This is a genomic window from Nonomuraea jiangxiensis (genome assembly GCF_900099965.1).
Classification (GTDB): Bacteria; Actinomycetota; Actinomycetes; order Streptosporangiales; family Streptosporangiaceae; genus Nonomuraea; species Nonomuraea jiangxiensis.
Window position 1 is genome coordinate 36,351 of the sequence record NZ_FNDJ01000034.1, and the last position, 15,483, is coordinate 51,833.

A 15,483-nucleotide genomic window follows, 5' to 3' on the forward strand; every position below is an offset into this window, starting at 1 on the left:
AGAGGACATGGCCGCAACGGACGCCATCCTGGGCGCGGCGACGAGGAGATCCCCAGCGGTCGTCGTGATCGACGTAGAGGGCACCGTGATCGGGTGGACGCGATCCGCGGAGGAGCTCACCGGCTACGCCGCCGCCGACATCGTGGGCCGGTCGGGGCCGGCGCTCCTCCTGCCCGGCGACACCCGCCTGTGGACGGGCCGGCTCGGTGACCAGGAGCGCTGGCACGGCCTGGCGGAGCTGCGGCACCGTGACGGGAGCCGGCCTGCTTAAGGGTCTCCCACACCGTGGACGGTGCGACCTTGATGTCCCGATCCCCCATGGGCGGTAACCGCAGTGTGGCGAACGTGTTCGTGACGGTGAGGTAGGCCAGGCGAAGCCCTCATATGGTCATGACCTGAGCGGGTGTGATTATCGGCAGGCGCTATGCCCGTGGCGTCCTCTCTGTGGGGAGCGTCACACCCGAGCCGGGTCCGATAAGTTTCCGCGGCCTGTCGCCTCTGTACCGGTATATCGCGTATGGCGCCGATCGGATGTCGGTGGCATGTGCTCCGCCTGAGCTAAGGAGAAGATGATGGCTCTTCCACAGACAGTGTCGCGTCAGGAGTGGCTGGCGGCCCGGCTTGAGCTGCTGGAGCGGGAGAAGGAGGTCATGCGTGCGCAGGACGCGGTCACCGCGCGGCGCCGGGAGTTGCCGATGGTCAGACTGGAGGAGGACTACGTCTTCGAGGGCCCGGACGGCAAGGCACGCCTCGTCGACCTGTTCGAGGGCCGCAACCAGCTCATCGTCTACCACTTCATGTGGAACAACTCGGCCGCCCGGGCCCGTGGCACCCAGGCGCCGGACGAGGGGTGCGCGAGCTGCTCGTTCACCATCGACGGCGTGGGCCGCCTGGACCACCTGCACGCCAGCGACACCACCTTGGCGCTCGTCTCCCGCGCGCCACTGGAGGCCATCCAGAATTTCCGGGCGCGGATGGGCTGGACGATCCCGTGGTACTCCTCGGCCGGGAGCACCTTCAACTTTGACTTCCACGCCACCAACGACGAGTCCGTCGCGCCCGTCGAGTTCAACTACAAGGACAAGGCGGCCCTGCAGCTCAGCCCCAAGACCGCGTTCACGGTGAACGGCGACGGGCAGGCCATAAGCGTCTTCGTCCGCGACGGGGACACCGTCTTCCACACCTACAGCACGTACGGGCGAGGCACCGAATTCATGATGGGCACCTACCAGTTCCTCGACCTGACCCCCATGCCCCGCCCGCGCTACGTCAACCAGTGGCCCTACCACGACACCTACGGCAGCCCAGCGGGCCCTTCCCACTGCGCCCACCACTGAACCATCGGCGGCCGGTTCGGCGGCGCCCGCGAACCGTGGCGTCGCCGGTCTGTCCGAAGCACGGGAGTCATCGAATGATAATGATCGAGTCCATGCCGCTGAGGTGGATGCTCGTCCTTGTGTTCGCGGGTGCCGGCGGATGGTTCCTGTTCCGCGGCCTGCGACCCGGCTCCGATGGCCCGCCCTTGGGCGTCACCGACCGGATCTCCCATGTGGCTCACGCGCTCATGGCCGCGGCGATGGTCATCATGATGTGGCCGATGGGATGAGTGGAGAAACGATGACGCGTACCGCACAGCGGCGGACGGACCCGCCCGCCACCAGGCCGGATGAGGAGTTCGCCCGGCTGAGCGAGCCTCACCGGCGGGAACTGCTGGCCTACTGCTACCGGATGCTCGGCTCGATCCACGACGCGGAGGACCTGGTTCAGGAGATCTACCTGCAGGCCTGGCGCGGCTACGGCGCTTTCGAGCAGCGTTCCTCGCTGCGTACCTGGCTGTATCGGATCGCGACCCGGGCGTGCCTGAAGGCGCTGGAGGGCAGCCGACGCCGGCCGTTGCCCTCCGGGCTGGGCGGCCCGAACGACGACCCGGGCGAGTCGCCGGGCCCCCGCCTGCCGGAATTGTCGTGGCTGCAACCCGCTCCCGACGCGCTGTTCGGCGGCGACCCGGCCGCCGTGGTCGAGGCACGGCAGACCATGCGGCTGGCCTTCATCGCCGCGTTGCAGCACCTACCCGCCCGCCAGCGCGCCGTGCTCATCCTGCGCGACGTGCTGGCCTGGCGCGCGGTCGAAGTTGCCGATCTGCTCGAAACCACGACCGCCGCCGTCAACAGCGCCCTGCAGCGTGCACGGACGCACCTCAGCCAGAACGCGCCCAACCAGGACGAGATCACCGAACCGGCCGACGCGGACCTGCGGGCGCTGCTCGAGCGATACGCCGCCGCCTTCGCCAACGCCGACCTCGCCGCCCTGATGACGGTGCTGACCGATGACGCGGTGTGGGAGATGCCGCCGATCCCGGGATGGTACGCGGGCCGGGAGGCGGTCGGACGCTTCCTCGCCGCCAGAGTCGTCACTGCCGGCGGGTACCGGTTGATCCCGGCGAGGGTCAACGGGCAGCCCGCGTTCGGGTCGTACGCGCGCGACCACGACGGCATCTACCGGCCGCACGCGCTTCAGGTCCTGACCGTCACCACCACCGGCATCGCACGGATCGTCGCCTTCCTCGACACCGGACTGTTCCCCCTGTGCGGGCTCCCGCCCACGGCCGACGCCACCGATGATGACGCGGCGTGAGACCAGGTGCCGGCTGAACCGCCACGAACCCACAACCGCGTGCAGGGTTCCGGCCTGGCCATCCTTGGAAACGTCGGGGACGCGTCGCTCGCCTCCTCATGACGGACGATCTCCTCACCCCTCTGGGGCTGCGTGATCCGGTGGGAAAGCAGCCGCAGCGTCGGCGCAGGGCATGGCCCCTCAAGCATCCTGTCTTGGCTCACGTTTCAAGATCACGACTAGGCGTGGAGTGCTGACCTGGAGGTTTACTCGAAAGGCACCACCCTGCAAGATGATCAGAGAGGACGCAGAACTGCGGCCTTCCGGTTCTGGTCCTTCCAGACGAGGTCGGCAACACCCAGGTCTACCGTGGGGCCCCTCCCAGGACTCCCCGGAGTTGCCCGTTGCGAGCGGGGGGCGTACCGGGTTCACTCGCCGATCTCCCGCCCCCTGATCAGCCGCGCGCGCGCCCGCTGCAGCCGCGGCAGCAGCCCGTAGACGACGATCGGCACCACCAGCGTGGCGACGATCGGCGGCCGCAGGTACGGCGGGACCGGCTCCAGCAGGCCGCCGAGCGCGAGCTGCAGGACGGTGAGGGTGGGCAGGACGGCGATCCAAACCATGAGTGCCTGGTGGTGACGGGACATGAGTTGTCTTCCTTTCGGGAGGCCGGGCTTGCGCTTCATAGCCTGCCGCTACGCGATCTAGAAGTCCAAGATATGATTCTTGGGCATCTTGATAAGGAGAGCTTATGGAGCTTCGCCAGATGCGGTACGTCGTTGCCGTGGCGGAAGAGGGCAGCTTCACCCGGGCCGCGGCCCGGGTCCACATCGCCCAGCCCGCCATCAGTCAGCAGATCGCCCAGCTCGAACGCGAACTCGGCGAGCAGCTCTTCGACCGGACCGAGCGCCGGATCCGGCTCACCGCCGCCGGGCAGGCCTTCCTGCCTTACGCCCGTGCCGCCCTCCAGGCGGCCGCCACCGGTCGTGACACGGTAACCGCGCTGCGGGGCGTCCTGGCGGGACACCTGATCGTGGGCACCGTCCCGGCGCCCCCGGCGACGCTGCTTGGCCAACTCGCGCGGTTCCAGCGCCGCCACCCCCGGGTGCGCTTCACCCTGCGCACCGGCGACCCGGAGCAACTCGTCCAGCAGGTGGTCGCCGGCGACCTCGACACCGCCCTCATCGGCACCGCGGGCCCTCGCCTGCCCGCCGGCCCTGCCGGGCAGCGACTGCCGGCCACGCTGGCCGCCCGCGAGTTCGACCATGAGCCTCTTGTGATCGCCGCCCCTGTCGGACACCCGCTCGCCGCCAACGCCGATGCCGCCCTCGCCGACCTGCACGAACAGCCGCTCGTCACGCTCACTCCCGGTACCGGACTGCGTGCCGCGCTGGACCATGCCTGCGCAGAAGCGGGCGTGGACCCCGACATACGCGCCGAGACCGACGACCTGGCCCTGCTGGCTGAACTGGTCGAGCACGGCTTCGGCATCGCCCTCATACCGGGCTCGGCCGCCCGGCGCCTGGGCCCACGGCTGGTCACGCTCCCCCTGCGCCACCTTGCCTTGGACCGCCCACTGACGCTGATCTGGCGCCGCGACCACATCACCTCACAAGCTCGGGCGTTCCTCGAAATGGACCCTCCGGCCACACCTGCACCCTGACGGCTTCGCGACAGCGCCGACTAGGTGCCGACACGCCGGCCGGGCTCCGGGTACCGGGCAGCACCCTGGAGCTCCTCGTCTCTGCGGCTCGCCCGACCTTCGTGCTGTCATTGGCTGGTGCAGTACTCGTTGATCAGTCCTGTGACGGTCCATCGGCGGTGGATCCGGGAGGTCATGTCGATCACCTGGCTGGGGTCGTGCAAAGGAGGGCCGAGGGAACGGCCCTGATGCGGGCGATGATGGTTGAAATGCGTTCGTACTCGGTCAAGACCTTGCGCAGGTGCCGATCTCCATGGATGAGCAGGTGATCGAGGCACTCACGGCGTAGCGTTCCCACGAACCGCTCCGCGAACGCGCTTGCCCGCGGCGACCGGACGGGCGTCTTGATGACCCGCACACCGCTGGTGGCGAACACCTCATCGAACGAACGGCAGAGCTTGCTGTCACGGTCCCGGATGAGAAACCTGAACGTGCCGGCGCGTTCTCCCAGGTTCATCAGCAGGTTCCGGGCTTGCTGGGTGGTCCAGGCGCCGGTCGGGTCGGAGGTGATGCCTAGCATGTGCACGCGGCGTGTTTCGATCTCCATGACGAACAAGACGTACAGGCGTTTGAGGAACACGGTGTCGACGTGCATGAAGTCGCATGCCAAGATGCCGGAGGCTTGCGAAGTAAGGAATTGTCGCCAGGTTGGTGAGGCCTGACGTGGCGCTGGGCCGCGGCCCGCTGCGGGGCGGATGGTGCCTTCCCCGATTCGATGGCCGAGGCCGAGCAATTCCCCTCGGATCCGCCGGTGCCCCCATCGGGGATTCTCTCTGGCCAGCCGGATCACCAGCTCACGCAGCTCGTCCGGGATCGGTGGACGCCCGGCCGCGTTCGGGTACGTCCAGCGTTGGCTCACCAGTCGTCTCGCGTGAGGAGAGTCAACCAGCCGAACAACCGGACCATCAGCAGATACAGCGGGCGTAGGAACACGAGTGCCGAGGATAGAAGGCCAGGTCAGATGCCGTGGACGAGTTATGGCACCGCACACGGTACGAGGGAGCGAACGATTTTCCGGTCGCCGCCCCCTCGCGGGTTCGTTACTGGATGGCGCCGGATCGGGTGAGGAGGTCCTGGTACCAGGTGTCGTACGGGCGGTTGGTCGCCGGTTGGTTGGCCAGTGGGCTGGTCGCGTCGCCCGCCGAGTCGAAGTCCCAGCCGCGGACGAGCCGTCCCGCCTGCCGGGCCGCGGTGATGAACGCCGACTGGGTGGCGGGCGCAGCGTAGAACAGCGCGCCCTGCTGGAGCTCCGCGCTGTCGCCCTGCTGGAACTCGTCGAAGGCGACCTGCTGGTAGCGGATGCGGTCGCCGGCGTACCTGTCGGTGTCGATGCGCAGGGTCTGGGACGGGGTCGGGCCGTCGGCGCCGGTCCACACGCGCACGCGCGAGGTGCCGCTGGTCGAGGTGGTCTTGTCGTGGCGGGCGTCGGAGGTCTTGGCGTTGCCGCTCCACGAGACCGCCATCGCGCCGGCGTCGAGCACGCCGTCCCAGCTCCAGTTCTGGCTGTTGCTCTGGCTGCGATGGATCTCGCGCAACCGGGTGCCGGCCGCGTCGGTGAACCTTATCGTGGGCAGGACGCCGTCATCGTACTTGCGGCTGGCTGACCAGGTGATCTCGCCGTCGGCGCCGAGGCGGCCCACGCGGTACCACAGCGTGGTCGCGTTCTGGGATTGGTGGACCTCGACCAGGTCGCCGTTGTCGTTCAGCGCGATGGCCGGCGTGACGCCGTTGTCGTACTTTCCGTGGCGTAGCCAGGTCACCCGGCCGTCGGCGCCGTACGTGCCGGACCAGTACCAGAGCGCGCCCGAACCCGAGTCGTGCACCTCCACGACCTGGCCGCGGCCGTTGATCGCGACGGCGGGGTTGTAGCCGATGTCTCGCTTGTACTGGGTGCGGGTCTTGCCGTCGCCGGAGATCAGGGGGAGCACCCGGCCGCGCAGCGCGTCCACGGTCGGCGGGCTCGCCGGGTAGTCCTCGGCCCGGAACAGCCGCGCGCCGAAGACGGAGACGAACTCCTGGTTGAGCGCGGCCAGGTCGCCCGCGGCGTAGGAGGTGTTGTCGGTGAGGTCGTCCTTGATGTCGAGCGCGACGACAATCGGTGCGGCGGTGGGATGCTGCGCGGACCAGGTGTTGATCACGTTGAGCCAGTCGCGCAGGAGGTTCGACGCGGGGTTGCCCGCGTGGTCGACCTGGTTGCCCGGGGAGTCGTGGCCGATGGAGTAGTCGCGCGAGGTGGCGTAGTCGTTGTCGTGAATGTCGAGTTCGATGAAGCGGATGCCGTGGTCGAGTTGGTAGGCGATCGAGTTCCTGGCGCCGGAGATGTTTCCCGAGTAGCTGTTGTGCGTGGCGCGGAAGATCGCCGAGGGTAACGGCTGATCCGCCAGCGCCTCGGCGGGCCCGCCGATCAGCAGCGTGGCCGCGGCGACGGCGAGCACGGACAGGACGGTTCTTGAACGGAGCATCCTCTGATCCTCACGTCGGGGATCTTCCCAGCGAATACGATCACGCGCGTCCGGCCAACCCGGTCGGTGCTTTGTTCAGCCCGTCGTCACGGTCTCGTTGGAGGGCGTCGGGGGTAGGACCGGCCCTACCCCGTACACGCCCGCGCGCAGGGTCGAGGGGGTATGGGCCCGGCTCGTAGCGTTTCCCCATGAGAACCCTCCAGCGCCGCCTCACCACCGACACCCGCTACACCCTGTTCGGCCTCCCGCTGTCCGTCGCCTCCTTCGCCACCACCGTCATCGGCTTCTCGGCGGGTCTGGGCTCCGCCGTCGCCTTCGTCGGCGCCGGTGCTGAGCGCGACCGCCGCCAGTGCCAAGCACCTGGCCGACCTCGAACGCGTCGCGCTCCCTGACGTGCTCGGGGCCCGGGCGGCGGTCCGGGCCGGATCACGCGTCGGAGCAGAACCTCTTGAAGACGGGTTGATGCCGGGGTCCGCAGGTATGTACGGGTTCATCTCCCACGGGTTGCCGGCGCGCTCATTGAGGTTCAGGGATCTGCACGGTCCGTAGGCGGTGTCCGACCCTGTCTCGGTAACCTGCGTGAACATGAGCCGGTTTCCCCAGGAGAGCGGGCGCGTTGGACCCGGTACACGCGCCGTCCCTGCCGATGGCCACCCCCGGTGATAGAGGTACTGGTTCGGCATCCAGTTCGCCGCAGCACCGGCGTGTACGGGTCCACCCTGCGCACGGTGGCGTCCTTGCAGGCCAGGAAGTGCGGTTCCTGCCAGATGGGCGTTGAAGAACATCCCCTGGAGATCCTTGATGAGCTTCTTGACCCCGGCAGGGATCCGCGAATCGCCGTGTCCAGGCCCAGCGTCGACATCAGGCCACCCGGTCGGCACCCGGCTTCGAGCACGGTCACCTCGATCCCGGCTCCGGCGAGCCTGTGGGCGGCCGTCAACCCGGCAATGCCGGCGCCGTCTCGTCCCTGCATGCGGTGGCGCATGCCTGCAACCACAGGCCGGTGATGACTCCGTCGGCGAGCATCTCGCGGTAGCCGGCGCGCATCGCGGACAACGGATCGTCCGGAGACGTCGCCGCGGCCTGCCGGATGAGCTCAAGTATCTGACGTTCCATCTCGTCGAGGCAGGCCAGGAAGAACGCATGCTTGCTGCCGAAGAGCCGGAAGACGTACGGCTGCGACACTCCGATCTCGTCCGCGACCTGCTGGATCGATGCCGTCATGAGCCCATGGCCGGCGAAGACCTGCATACCGGCCACGATGGCCTCCGCGCGTCGTTGTTTCGCGGTGCTGCGCCTTACATCCATGGTCACATTTAGCACAGTAACTACTTACTAACAAGTCCGTACGGCGGTGGGTGTTAGATCTATGTCACTCGGTAAGATATTGTTAGTTAGTGCTTAGTTCCTTCATGATACCCGCATGGGAGCCATGCGGGTACACCACCTCAACTGCGGCACGATGCATCCCGCGAGCCAACGTCTGATCAATGGGACGGGTGGCCTGTTCGCGGCGGCGACGCTGGTCTGCCACTGCCTGCTCGTGGAGACCGAGCAGAGCCTGATTCTGATCGACACCGGATTCGGAACGCGGGACGCCGAAGAGCCGGTCAGGTCACTGGGCGAGAACTTCCTCCGGTTGATCCGCCCCTTACTCGACCCCCGGGAGAGCGCGTTGAGTCAGGTGATCCGGCTCGGTTATCAGCCGACCGACGTTCGGCACATCGTGCTCACTCACCTTGACCCCGATCACACCGGTGGGATCAGCGACTTTCCGTGGGCGACGGTGCATCTGCACGCCCGCGAGCACGAGGCGGGCATGCTCCGTCCGACCCGTGGCGAACGCCGCCGCTACCGGCCGAACCAGTGGGCGCATGGGCCCGTCTGGTCGACCTACGACGAGAATGACGGTGACGACTGGTTCGGCTTCGCGGCAGTACACCAGCTCAAAGGTCTGCCTCCGGAGATCCTGTTGATTCCGCTCGCCGGGCACAGTCGTGGCCACACCGGCGTGGCCGTGGACACGGGCGCACGCTGGCTGCTGCACGCCGGCGACGCCTACTTCTTCCGTGGCGAGATCGATCCGGCACGCCCACATTGCCCGCCGGGGCTACGCATGTCCCAGAACATGGTGCAGTTCAACGGCCCCGCCCGGCACGCCAACCTGACCCGGCTGCGCGAGCTCCGCGCCTCGCATCACGACCAGGTCGACGTGTTCTGCGCCCACGACCCGGTAGAGCTGGCACGCTACGACCACAACCCCACGGAGGATCTGTCGTGCCAATGATCGAACTCACGACCACCCAAGGGCGCTTTGGACGATGCCGCCAAGCAGCAGCTTGCCGGCGAACTGTCGACGATCGTGCTCGAGATCGAGGCCGCGCCTCTCGCCCGCTTTTCGGGACTACGCGCATATGCAGGGGCTGGCCTGGTGCTTCGTCAACGAGCAGGACGTGTTGGTCGGCGGCCGGCGCCATGCGAAACCGATCGGCCCCTTGGTGGAGCGAGGCCGCGACAAGCTGGTCAAGCGCGTCACCGCGGCGGTTCTGGCCGCGGAGGGCACCGAGAACACCATGGTCGAGGCACCGCGTCTGGGTCCAGTTACGCCAGGTTTCCAACGGCCACCGGGCAGCGTTCTGTGAGATCGTCACCCTGTCCGAGCTCGCGGCCTACAGGTTGATCACCGATGAGCCGGGGAGCAAGACCGAATGCGTGCGCCGCGCACGATGACCGGACGGCCCCCCGGCGGGTCCAGGGCGTGGGCACCGGCATCCTCGGCGAGAGGATCGTCCAGGCCCTAAGAGGAGGTCGCATGTCTGGACCGGCGATTACCCCCATGTTGACATCGCTCGCGGCAAGGGCGGGTCTGCCGGAGAATGCTTCACTCGTGGAGGTCGTGGAGGCGGTGCGCTCGATGCCGTACGGGCGCCCCAGGGAGCGGAGCGCTCGGGGAGCGCTCGCCGAGTGGCGTGGGACGTGTTCGACGAAGCATGCGCTGCTGGCGGCGATCCTGGCGGAACACTGGCCAGACACCAGACCGCGGCTGGTCCACCGCGTCTACCGGTGCACGCCCGAAGACGCCTCCCGCAGTTTCGGCCCGGCCGCGGCCGCCGCGGTGCCTGAGGAAGGCTTGTGGGACGTGCACCGATATCTGATCATCGACCTGAACGGGAACCGCGTGGTCATCGACGTCACCTTCCCATCCGGCGCAGGCTGGGACGGAGCCACCTCGATGCCGCTCGCGTGCGGGCAGGGAACCGACCATCCGGCCGGTCCCGACCCTGACGCGGACAAGCGGGCGTTGGAGGAGGCTTACTGCGACCCCGCTGTCCGCGAGCCCTTCATCGCCGCCCTGAGCGAACCGGCGACACCGCTACGAGGAGGACCCGTATGACCGGTGAGCGCGATCCCTCCGAGGACGGGCGGGCACCCATCGGGTCCAGGAAGGTACGGCATGCGGGGCGACGGTTCGACGCCGTCACCGTGCCCGCGGCGTTGGCGGTTGTGATCACCGCGACGATGTTCGTCTTGTACCTGGGGTTGACAGCACAGGAGGATGGTCGTCCGGTGTCCTGGTTCACCGGAGGGCTCGTCGGGTGCGCTTTGCTGATGGCGTACGGCATGGCGCGCAAGGCCCCCGGACGGGGGACCGTGCTGGCGATCGCCGGTGTGGTCCTGATCGTCTTCGGGTTCCTTGCGCTTCTGACGATCGGTCTGCCTCTCCTCGTGGCGGGGGTGCTGGCGGTGATAGCCGCAGGTCTGACCACCCGCAGACGGGCATGATCACGCGTTCATGACCGCACGTCATCGGTCCTTGAAGCGTGACAGTTCGATCCGGCCTTATCGGCGTCACCGACTGTTCGTCACGTTCGGGTAGTTGTTTCCCGCGTACCTGCTGTGGCCGACCAGTTGTCATGATAAGTCCGATTGACCGTCGTGCTCGTACTCCCGTCACATGCCGTCAGTACGCGGCCCTGCCTCGCCATGAGCAGGCGAATGCGGGGCCGGACGTTTGATCCGACTGTTCAGCTTCTCAGCGAGATGAGTTTGCCCGGTTCGGTCTGGTCTTCCTCACCGAAGAGCAGGGTGGCGGAGCCTGATGTCCGGCGGGCGGCCGGTGAAACCGGCGTGTAACCGGATCTTCCTAGGTCGGCTGGGCCGGGACGGATGGGCTGGTCAGGGGTGGACAGGATGCTCCGAGTGGTGGTCATGGTCGTTGCGTTGATCGTGGGGCTCGTCGTGGGCCTTCCGGCGGCGGGGGAGATCAGCGGGGAAGGCCAGGGGGTGGCCGGGGGCGCGGCGCCGCCCGACGATGAATCCTCGGCGATACAACGGGCCAGAGAGCTCGGGGAGCCGGTGGAGATCAGGTCGAGGCGGACGTTCGTACGCGTGCTCGTCGGACTGGATAAGTGACAAACACCAATAAAGTGTTCAACCATGGACTTTTCTCTCCGCCCGGCCCAGCCCGCGGACTTCGCCGCGATCGCTGAGCTCACCATGGACGTCTACCGGGACCTCCTCCCTTCGATCCCGGGGGCCCAGGAGTACCTGGAGAAGATGCGGGACGTCCAGGGCCGGGCCGAGCAGAGCGAACTCCTGGCGGCGGTGGACAACGTCACCGGCCAGGTGCTCGGCGCGGTCTCGTTCGTGCTGCCCGGCACCCCTTACGCCAACCTCGCCGTCCCCGGCGAGGGCGAGTTCCGGCTCCTCGCCGTGGCCTCGGCCGCGCAGGGACGCGGAGTCGGCGAAGCGCTGGTGCGGGCCTGCCTCGACCGTGCGCTGAGCCTCGGCCTGCACCGGGTGGTGCTGCACACCCAGTCCAACATGCTGGCGGCCCAGCGGCTCTACGGCCGGCTGGGGTTCGTCCGGGTGCCGGAGCGCGACCGGGCGGTGACGCCGGACTTCGCGTTGTGGGCGTACAGCGTCGACCTGAAGGAGGCGGTGGCCGCGGATTGAGGCATTGCCGGATCCGCCATCACTCGTCGTGGGGCATGAGCCTTTGAAGCGGAACAATCCGTTCGCCTCGCGCGACCGCAGCACCGCGACCTCATGCCGCAACTTTGTGGGCCGCCTCGGGCAGCACCGAGGCGTAGGTGTCGGCGGTCAGTACGATGCCGGCGTGCCAAGTCGCCGACCGATTTCTACGTCTGCCGATAGGGCATCGGCCCTGGTCATGACCTGTGAGGACTTCGCGTGGCGTGCGCGAGTTTCGCTACAGGGCGGCTTTGATCATTTCGACCATGTTGTCGAACGCGGGCAGGCCCCCGGCGGGAGCGCGGACGACGCCGACCTGAGCCGGCTTGGGCCGTGCGATGGTCGTGGCAGGACCCCAGGACACGACCTTGATCGTAGCGCCGCCGCCGTCGGCGTTCTTCTGTCTGTCCTTGACGCTCCAGCCTGACCCGAACTGGAAGGGCAGGCCATTCGCGTCGAAAATGATGCGCCAGATGACGACCCTGTGCGTGAAACTCGCGTCAGGTCGTTTCCCGGCCACTGCACGGAAGGTGGGCGACAATTTGTAGAGCTCGCCGAAGGTGATGGAGCCCGCATACCATCCAGTTTTCCTCATGGCGGGGGTTTTGCCAGCCGGGTTCGGCAGGCCGAACTTCCGCTCGTCGGCGTTGGCGATCAGCGTTTTGAGCGTTCTGATCTCGAAGATGTTGATGACCTGGTCGCGGAAGGCCGTCACCGCGGGGGTGCCCTTTGCGCGCCGCGCCCAGGTCTTTCCCCCGGGCAGGCCGGCGGTCCACAAACGCGCCGTATCGTAGAACCAGCCGTTCGTGTTGACCCAGCGGTGCGGCCTGGTCTGAGTGACCAGGCTTTTCGCGACCAGATCGCCTTCGGCGGCGTGTTCCTTGGCGAGCGGGAGGTTCTCCCTGTCGAAGGCCACCCGGCGGGTCAGGCCTACCGCGGCGATTCCGTTCCGGCCCAGTTGCAGTGTGCCGTCCTGGATCGGGTTGAAGCGGAACACCCGGGCCATGTGGTTGGCGGATCTGTTCCTGCCATTGAGGGTGACGGTCCCGTACTGGGTGAACTTCATACTCGCGCCTTTGACAAGCTGCTGTTGTACGGCGCGCACCACATCGGGAATGGCGGCTTCGGCCGGAACCGGGACGGCGAGCATCGCTCCGGGCCCGATTAGCGTGGCGGATAAGAGAATTGGTAAACGGCGCATCGACGTATGCCTTCTGCTACGGACCAGAAATCGGTGTTAACGAAAGGAATTCCCGGGAGCGTACCAGTTTGTGAGCGAGCACCTCGGCGCCCGGCAGCCCACATCGTCCAGATCCATCACTAGGTTCTTGATCGCTTGGATGCCAAGTTTGCACTCGGGTGCGCGGTGGTGCCGAGCACGCGGACGCGCGTGGTGGCGTGCTCGATGACGGCCAGGACATGCTGGCGCTGCCCGCTGAGAGTGACGGTTTCGATGAAGTCGCAGGCCAGCAGGGCATCTGCTTGGGAGCGCAGGAAGTCGGCCCACGTGGTGGACGCCCGCTTGGGCGCTGGATCAAGACCTGTCTGCTTGAGGATCTCCCGGACCGTGGACGGCGCGACCTTGATGCCGAGTGTGGCGAGCTCACCATGCACCCGCTGATGACCCCAGCCAGGGTTCTCCCGAACCAGGCGCAAGACGAGAGCGCGGATGGAGCGGACCGTGGGCGGGCGGCCAGGCCGCTTCGGCCGGCAGCCGCCGGCCACAGACGGTCAGCTGGTCAGCTGGTCAGTCCCATAACGTCATAGAACTGACTCTGAGACCGCTTGGGGCGAACCCGCTCAGTTTCGCAGGATGATCTTCCCGACGGTGCGGCGGGCAGCCAGGTCCGCGAGGGCCAGGCCGGCCTGCCCGAGTTCGTACTCCCCGCCGGTCATGGGGCGCAACTGCCCGGAAGTGGTGAGCTCGATCAGCTCGGTCAGCGCGGCGGCGGCGGTGCTGCCGGGCAGGCGCAGGTGGGCGCCGAGCCAGTATCCGCCCACCGCGATATTGCGCTCGCTGAGCAGACCGGGATCGAGTGGCGCCGGGTTGGTGCCACCCGAGGTTCCGTATGTGATCAGGCGGCCGAATGGAGCGAGCGCGTAGAGCGCTGCGTCGAACACTGGCCCACCCACCGCGTCCAACACCACGTCAACTGGGGCGCCACCATTCGCCTCGATCACCCGTTCGGCGTAATCGTCCGCGGCGCCGTCGATCGCGGCGTGAGCGCCGAGGCCCAGCACCAGGTCGCGCTTCTCCGCAGTGGACGCTGTGCCGATCACGCGCCCGGCCCCGAACTCCTTCGCCAGCTGAACCGCCAAATGGCCCACCCCGCCCGCGGCCGCGTTGACCACAACGCTTTCGCCAGGTGCGATCCGCGCAGCCGTACGAACGAGATGCCACGCGGTCAGGCCCTGCACCAGCAGCGCCAGCGCGGCGCCCGCAGGAAGCTCCTCGGGGATCTCCACCGCGTCCTTCACCAGCGCCTTCGTCGCGTAAGCGCGGGCGGCGAAGGCGAGCACCCGGCGACCGTCGACGGTGCGGCCCACAATCTCGCTGCCCGGTATGAACGGAAGCTCGGGCGGCAGGTACGAACCCTTGAGCCGCTCGATATCGGCGAAATTAAGCCCGGCGGCCTCGACGTCCACCAGGGTCTCACCGGGGCCTGGCACCGGGTCGGGCACCTCGGCCAAGGTCAGCATCTCGGGGCCGCCAAGCTGTTCAGCGCGCATCACTTTCATGCGGCAGACGCTAGAGCAGGCGCCTAAGACCAGCCAGCGGATGCTGTTTCTGCATTACGCGGAATGTATGAAGATCCTTCATACGTTCCCGTAGCCGTGGATGACCTGAGCGTGGCAGAACTGCGCGTCCTCGTCGCCGTGGACGGCGAAGGAAGCGTGTCGGAGGCGGGGGCACGGCTGGGGCTGACCCAGTCGGCGGTCTCACACGCCCTGCGTGCCGCCGAGCGAAAGTTGGGCACTGTGCTGTTCGACCGAGGGCGCAGCGGGGCCCAGGCCACTGCGGCGGGACAGGCTGCGGTCGGCCACGCGCGGCACATTCTGCGGCTCATGGAGGTCATGCGGACCGACACGCACAACGCCGCCCGCGGCGAGGCCACCGGGACCATCCGGCTTGCCGCATTCCGCAGCGCTGCCTTCCACCTGCTGCCGCGCGTGCTGGTACGGTTCGGGCAACGTCACCCCAAGGTCACCGTGGACGTGCGCATCGTGCCGGACCTGGGCAGGGGCATCGCCGGCGAGGTGGCCGACGGGCGGGCCGACGTGGGCGTCGTCTCGCTGCCGGTGTACGTGGAGGGGCTGGTCTGCAAGGAGCTGTACCACGAGCCGTACGTGCTGGCCTATCCGGCGGGGCATCCGGATCCGCGCTCGCTGCCCATGATCGACTGGCACGAGAACTGCTCGGGCGAGACTCAGCGCTGGCTGTCCGCCCAGGAGTGGATCCCACCCGGCGACATCACGGTTGAGGACGACGGGGTGGTCATGTCGATGGTCGGCCACGGGCTTGGCGCGGCGGTCGTGCCGCGGCTGTCGACCGTGGACGCGCCGTCCAAGGTCGCCACGACCGAACTCGGCGACGGCGCCCCGCTACGCCGGGTCGGATATGTGACAACCCGGGAGCTGACCGGGTCGGCGCTGATCCGCGATCTGCTCGGCGAACTATGCACCCTCCGGGCACCCGCCGGCACGAGGCCCTCGACACCCGGGTAGTCGCTC

The 15,483-nt window shown here is 67.8% G+C and carries 21 protein-coding genes; 13 read left to right on the top strand and 8 right to left on the bottom strand.

Translation table 11 applies throughout. The features are described 5' to 3' along the window. Positions 1 to 7: 7 nt before the first annotated feature. The 4 genes from BLS95_RS45870 (at position 8) to BLS95_RS45885 (ending at position 2,634) form a co-directional block, all read left to right on the top strand. Complete coding sequence (locus BLS95_RS45870) at positions 8 to 271, top strand: PAS domain S-box protein (protein ID WP_090945919.1); 264 nt, start codon at positions 8 to 10, stop codon at positions 269 to 271. A 298-nt stretch (positions 272 to 569) separates the two neighbouring features. Further along, positions 570 to 1,337 carry a DUF899 domain-containing protein gene (locus tag BLS95_RS45875; protein ID WP_245765689.1) on the top strand — a complete coding sequence of 256 codons (768 nt, stop codon included), beginning with the start codon at positions 570 to 572 and terminating at the stop codon, positions 1,335 to 1,337. A 92-nt stretch (positions 1,338 to 1,429) separates the two neighbouring features. Continuing rightward, positions 1,430 to 1,606 (top strand): hypothetical protein, encoded by a 177-nt coding sequence (locus BLS95_RS56340; RefSeq protein WP_176993742.1) that lies wholly within the window; start codon positions 1,430 to 1,432, stop codon positions 1,604 to 1,606. Positions 1,607 to 1,617: 11 nt separating this feature from the next. Further along, positions 1,618 to 2,634, top strand: coding sequence for a sigma-70 family RNA polymerase sigma factor (locus tag BLS95_RS45885; RefSeq protein WP_090945921.1), 1,017 nt, complete (start codon positions 1,618 to 1,620; stop codon positions 2,632 to 2,634). Between the two features lie 407 nt (positions 2,635 to 3,041). Here BLS95_RS45885 and BLS95_RS45890 read toward each other — a convergent pair whose 3' ends face one another. Next, complete coding sequence (locus BLS95_RS45890) at positions 3,042 to 3,260, bottom strand: putative antibiotic biosynthesis monooxygenase (protein ID WP_090945922.1); 219 nt, start codon at positions 3,258 to 3,260, stop codon at positions 3,042 to 3,044. Positions 3,261 to 3,364: 104 nt separating this feature from the next. Between BLS95_RS45890 and BLS95_RS45895 the strand changes: the two genes are divergently transcribed. Continuing rightward, positions 3,365 to 4,276: a LysR family transcriptional regulator gene (locus tag BLS95_RS45895; protein ID WP_090945923.1), complete on the top strand. Its 912-nt coding sequence runs from the start codon at positions 3,365 to 3,367 to the stop codon at positions 4,274 to 4,276. A gap of 181 nt (positions 4,277 to 4,457) precedes the next feature. Here the strand turns inward: BLS95_RS45895 and BLS95_RS57280 are convergent, their stop codons facing one another. Then, the gene (locus tag BLS95_RS57280) at positions 4,458 to 4,910 is read right to left on the bottom strand and encodes a DDE-type integrase/transposase/recombinase (RefSeq protein WP_218136309.1); all 453 of its coding nucleotides are present in this window, start codon (positions 4,908 to 4,910) and stop codon (positions 4,458 to 4,460) included. 445 nt (positions 4,911 to 5,355) lie between these two features. Next, on the bottom strand, positions 5,356 to 6,777 hold the full coding sequence (locus BLS95_RS45905) for a phosphatidylinositol-specific phospholipase C domain-containing protein (protein WP_090945924.1): 1,422 nt from the start codon (positions 6,775 to 6,777) through the stop codon (positions 5,356 to 5,358). 188 nt (positions 6,778 to 6,965) lie between these two features. On the opposite strand from BLS95_RS45905, the gene BLS95_RS45910 reads away from it, so the two are divergent. Next, positions 6,966 to 7,169 carry a hypothetical protein gene (locus BLS95_RS45910; protein ID WP_090945925.1) on the top strand — a complete coding sequence of 68 codons (204 nt, stop codon included), beginning with the start codon at positions 6,966 to 6,968 and terminating at the stop codon, positions 7,167 to 7,169. A gap of 134 nt (positions 7,170 to 7,303) precedes the next feature. On the opposite strand, the gene BLS95_RS45915 is transcribed toward BLS95_RS45910, so the two are convergent. Beyond that, positions 7,304 to 7,762, bottom strand: a complete 459-nt coding sequence (locus BLS95_RS45915) for an NAD(P)-binding protein (RefSeq protein WP_090945926.1) — start codon at positions 7,760 to 7,762, stop codon at positions 7,304 to 7,306. Next, complete coding sequence (locus tag BLS95_RS45920) at positions 7,714 to 8,028, bottom strand: TetR/AcrR family transcriptional regulator (protein WP_218136310.1); 315 nt, start codon at positions 8,026 to 8,028, stop codon at positions 7,714 to 7,716. The genes BLS95_RS45915 and BLS95_RS45920 overlap by 49 nt, the downstream gene beginning before the upstream one ends. A gap of 211 nt (positions 8,029 to 8,239) precedes the next feature. Here BLS95_RS45920 and BLS95_RS45925 point away from each other — a divergent pair, with 211 nt between their 5' ends. The 6 genes from BLS95_RS45925 (at position 8,240) to BLS95_RS45950 (ending at position 11,733) form a co-directional block, all read left to right on the top strand. Then, positions 8,240 to 9,064 (top strand): MBL fold metallo-hydrolase, encoded by an 825-nt coding sequence (locus BLS95_RS45925; protein WP_245765690.1) that lies wholly within the window; start codon positions 8,240 to 8,242, stop codon positions 9,062 to 9,064. A 127-nt stretch (positions 9,065 to 9,191) separates the two neighbouring features. Further along, positions 9,192 to 9,419 (top strand): hypothetical protein, encoded by a 228-nt coding sequence (locus tag BLS95_RS45930; RefSeq protein ID WP_090945928.1) that lies wholly within the window; start codon positions 9,192 to 9,194, stop codon positions 9,417 to 9,419. 245 nt (positions 9,420 to 9,664) lie between these two features. Then, positions 9,665 to 10,171, top strand: a complete 507-nt coding sequence (locus BLS95_RS45935) for a hypothetical protein (protein ID WP_090945929.1) — start codon at positions 9,665 to 9,667, stop codon at positions 10,169 to 10,171. After that, the gene (locus BLS95_RS45940; protein WP_090945930.1) at positions 10,168 to 10,560 is read left to right on the top strand and encodes a hypothetical protein; all 393 of its coding nucleotides are present in this window, start codon (positions 10,168 to 10,170) and stop codon (positions 10,558 to 10,560) included. The genes BLS95_RS45935 and BLS95_RS45940 overlap by 4 nt, the downstream gene beginning before the upstream one ends. Positions 10,561 to 10,968: 408 nt before the next feature. Continuing rightward, entirely contained in the window at positions 10,969 to 11,190 is a 222-nt protein-coding gene (locus tag BLS95_RS45945; protein ID WP_143044176.1) for a hypothetical protein, read from the top strand. 24 nt (positions 11,191 to 11,214) lie between these two features. Further along, the gene (locus tag BLS95_RS45950) at positions 11,215 to 11,733 is read left to right on the top strand and encodes a GNAT family N-acetyltransferase (protein ID WP_090945932.1); all 519 of its coding nucleotides are present in this window, start codon (positions 11,215 to 11,217) and stop codon (positions 11,731 to 11,733) included. A 256-nt stretch (positions 11,734 to 11,989) separates the two neighbouring features. Here BLS95_RS45950 and BLS95_RS45955 read toward each other — a convergent pair whose 3' ends face one another. From BLS95_RS45955 to BLS95_RS45965, 3 genes are all read right to left on the bottom strand, one after another. Further along, entirely contained in the window at positions 11,990 to 12,901 is a 912-nt protein-coding gene (locus BLS95_RS45955; RefSeq protein WP_143044177.1) for a hypothetical protein, read from the bottom strand. A 170-nt stretch (positions 12,902 to 13,071) separates the two neighbouring features. Continuing rightward, on the bottom strand, positions 13,072 to 13,365 hold the full coding sequence (locus BLS95_RS57285; protein ID WP_218136311.1) for a hypothetical protein: 294 nt from the start codon (positions 13,363 to 13,365) through the stop codon (positions 13,072 to 13,074). Between the two features lie 186 nt (positions 13,366 to 13,551). After that, positions 13,552 to 14,490, bottom strand: coding sequence for a quinone oxidoreductase family protein (locus tag BLS95_RS45965; RefSeq protein WP_090945934.1), 939 nt, complete (start codon positions 14,488 to 14,490; stop codon positions 13,552 to 13,554). A 96-nt stretch (positions 14,491 to 14,586) separates the two neighbouring features. Here BLS95_RS45965 and BLS95_RS45970 point away from each other — a divergent pair, with 96 nt between their 5' ends. Continuing rightward, the gene (locus BLS95_RS45970) at positions 14,587 to 15,477 is read left to right on the top strand and encodes a LysR family transcriptional regulator (RefSeq protein ID WP_218136312.1); all 891 of its coding nucleotides are present in this window, start codon (positions 14,587 to 14,589) and stop codon (positions 15,475 to 15,477) included. The last annotated feature ends 6 nt before the right edge of the window (positions 15,478 to 15,483 follow it).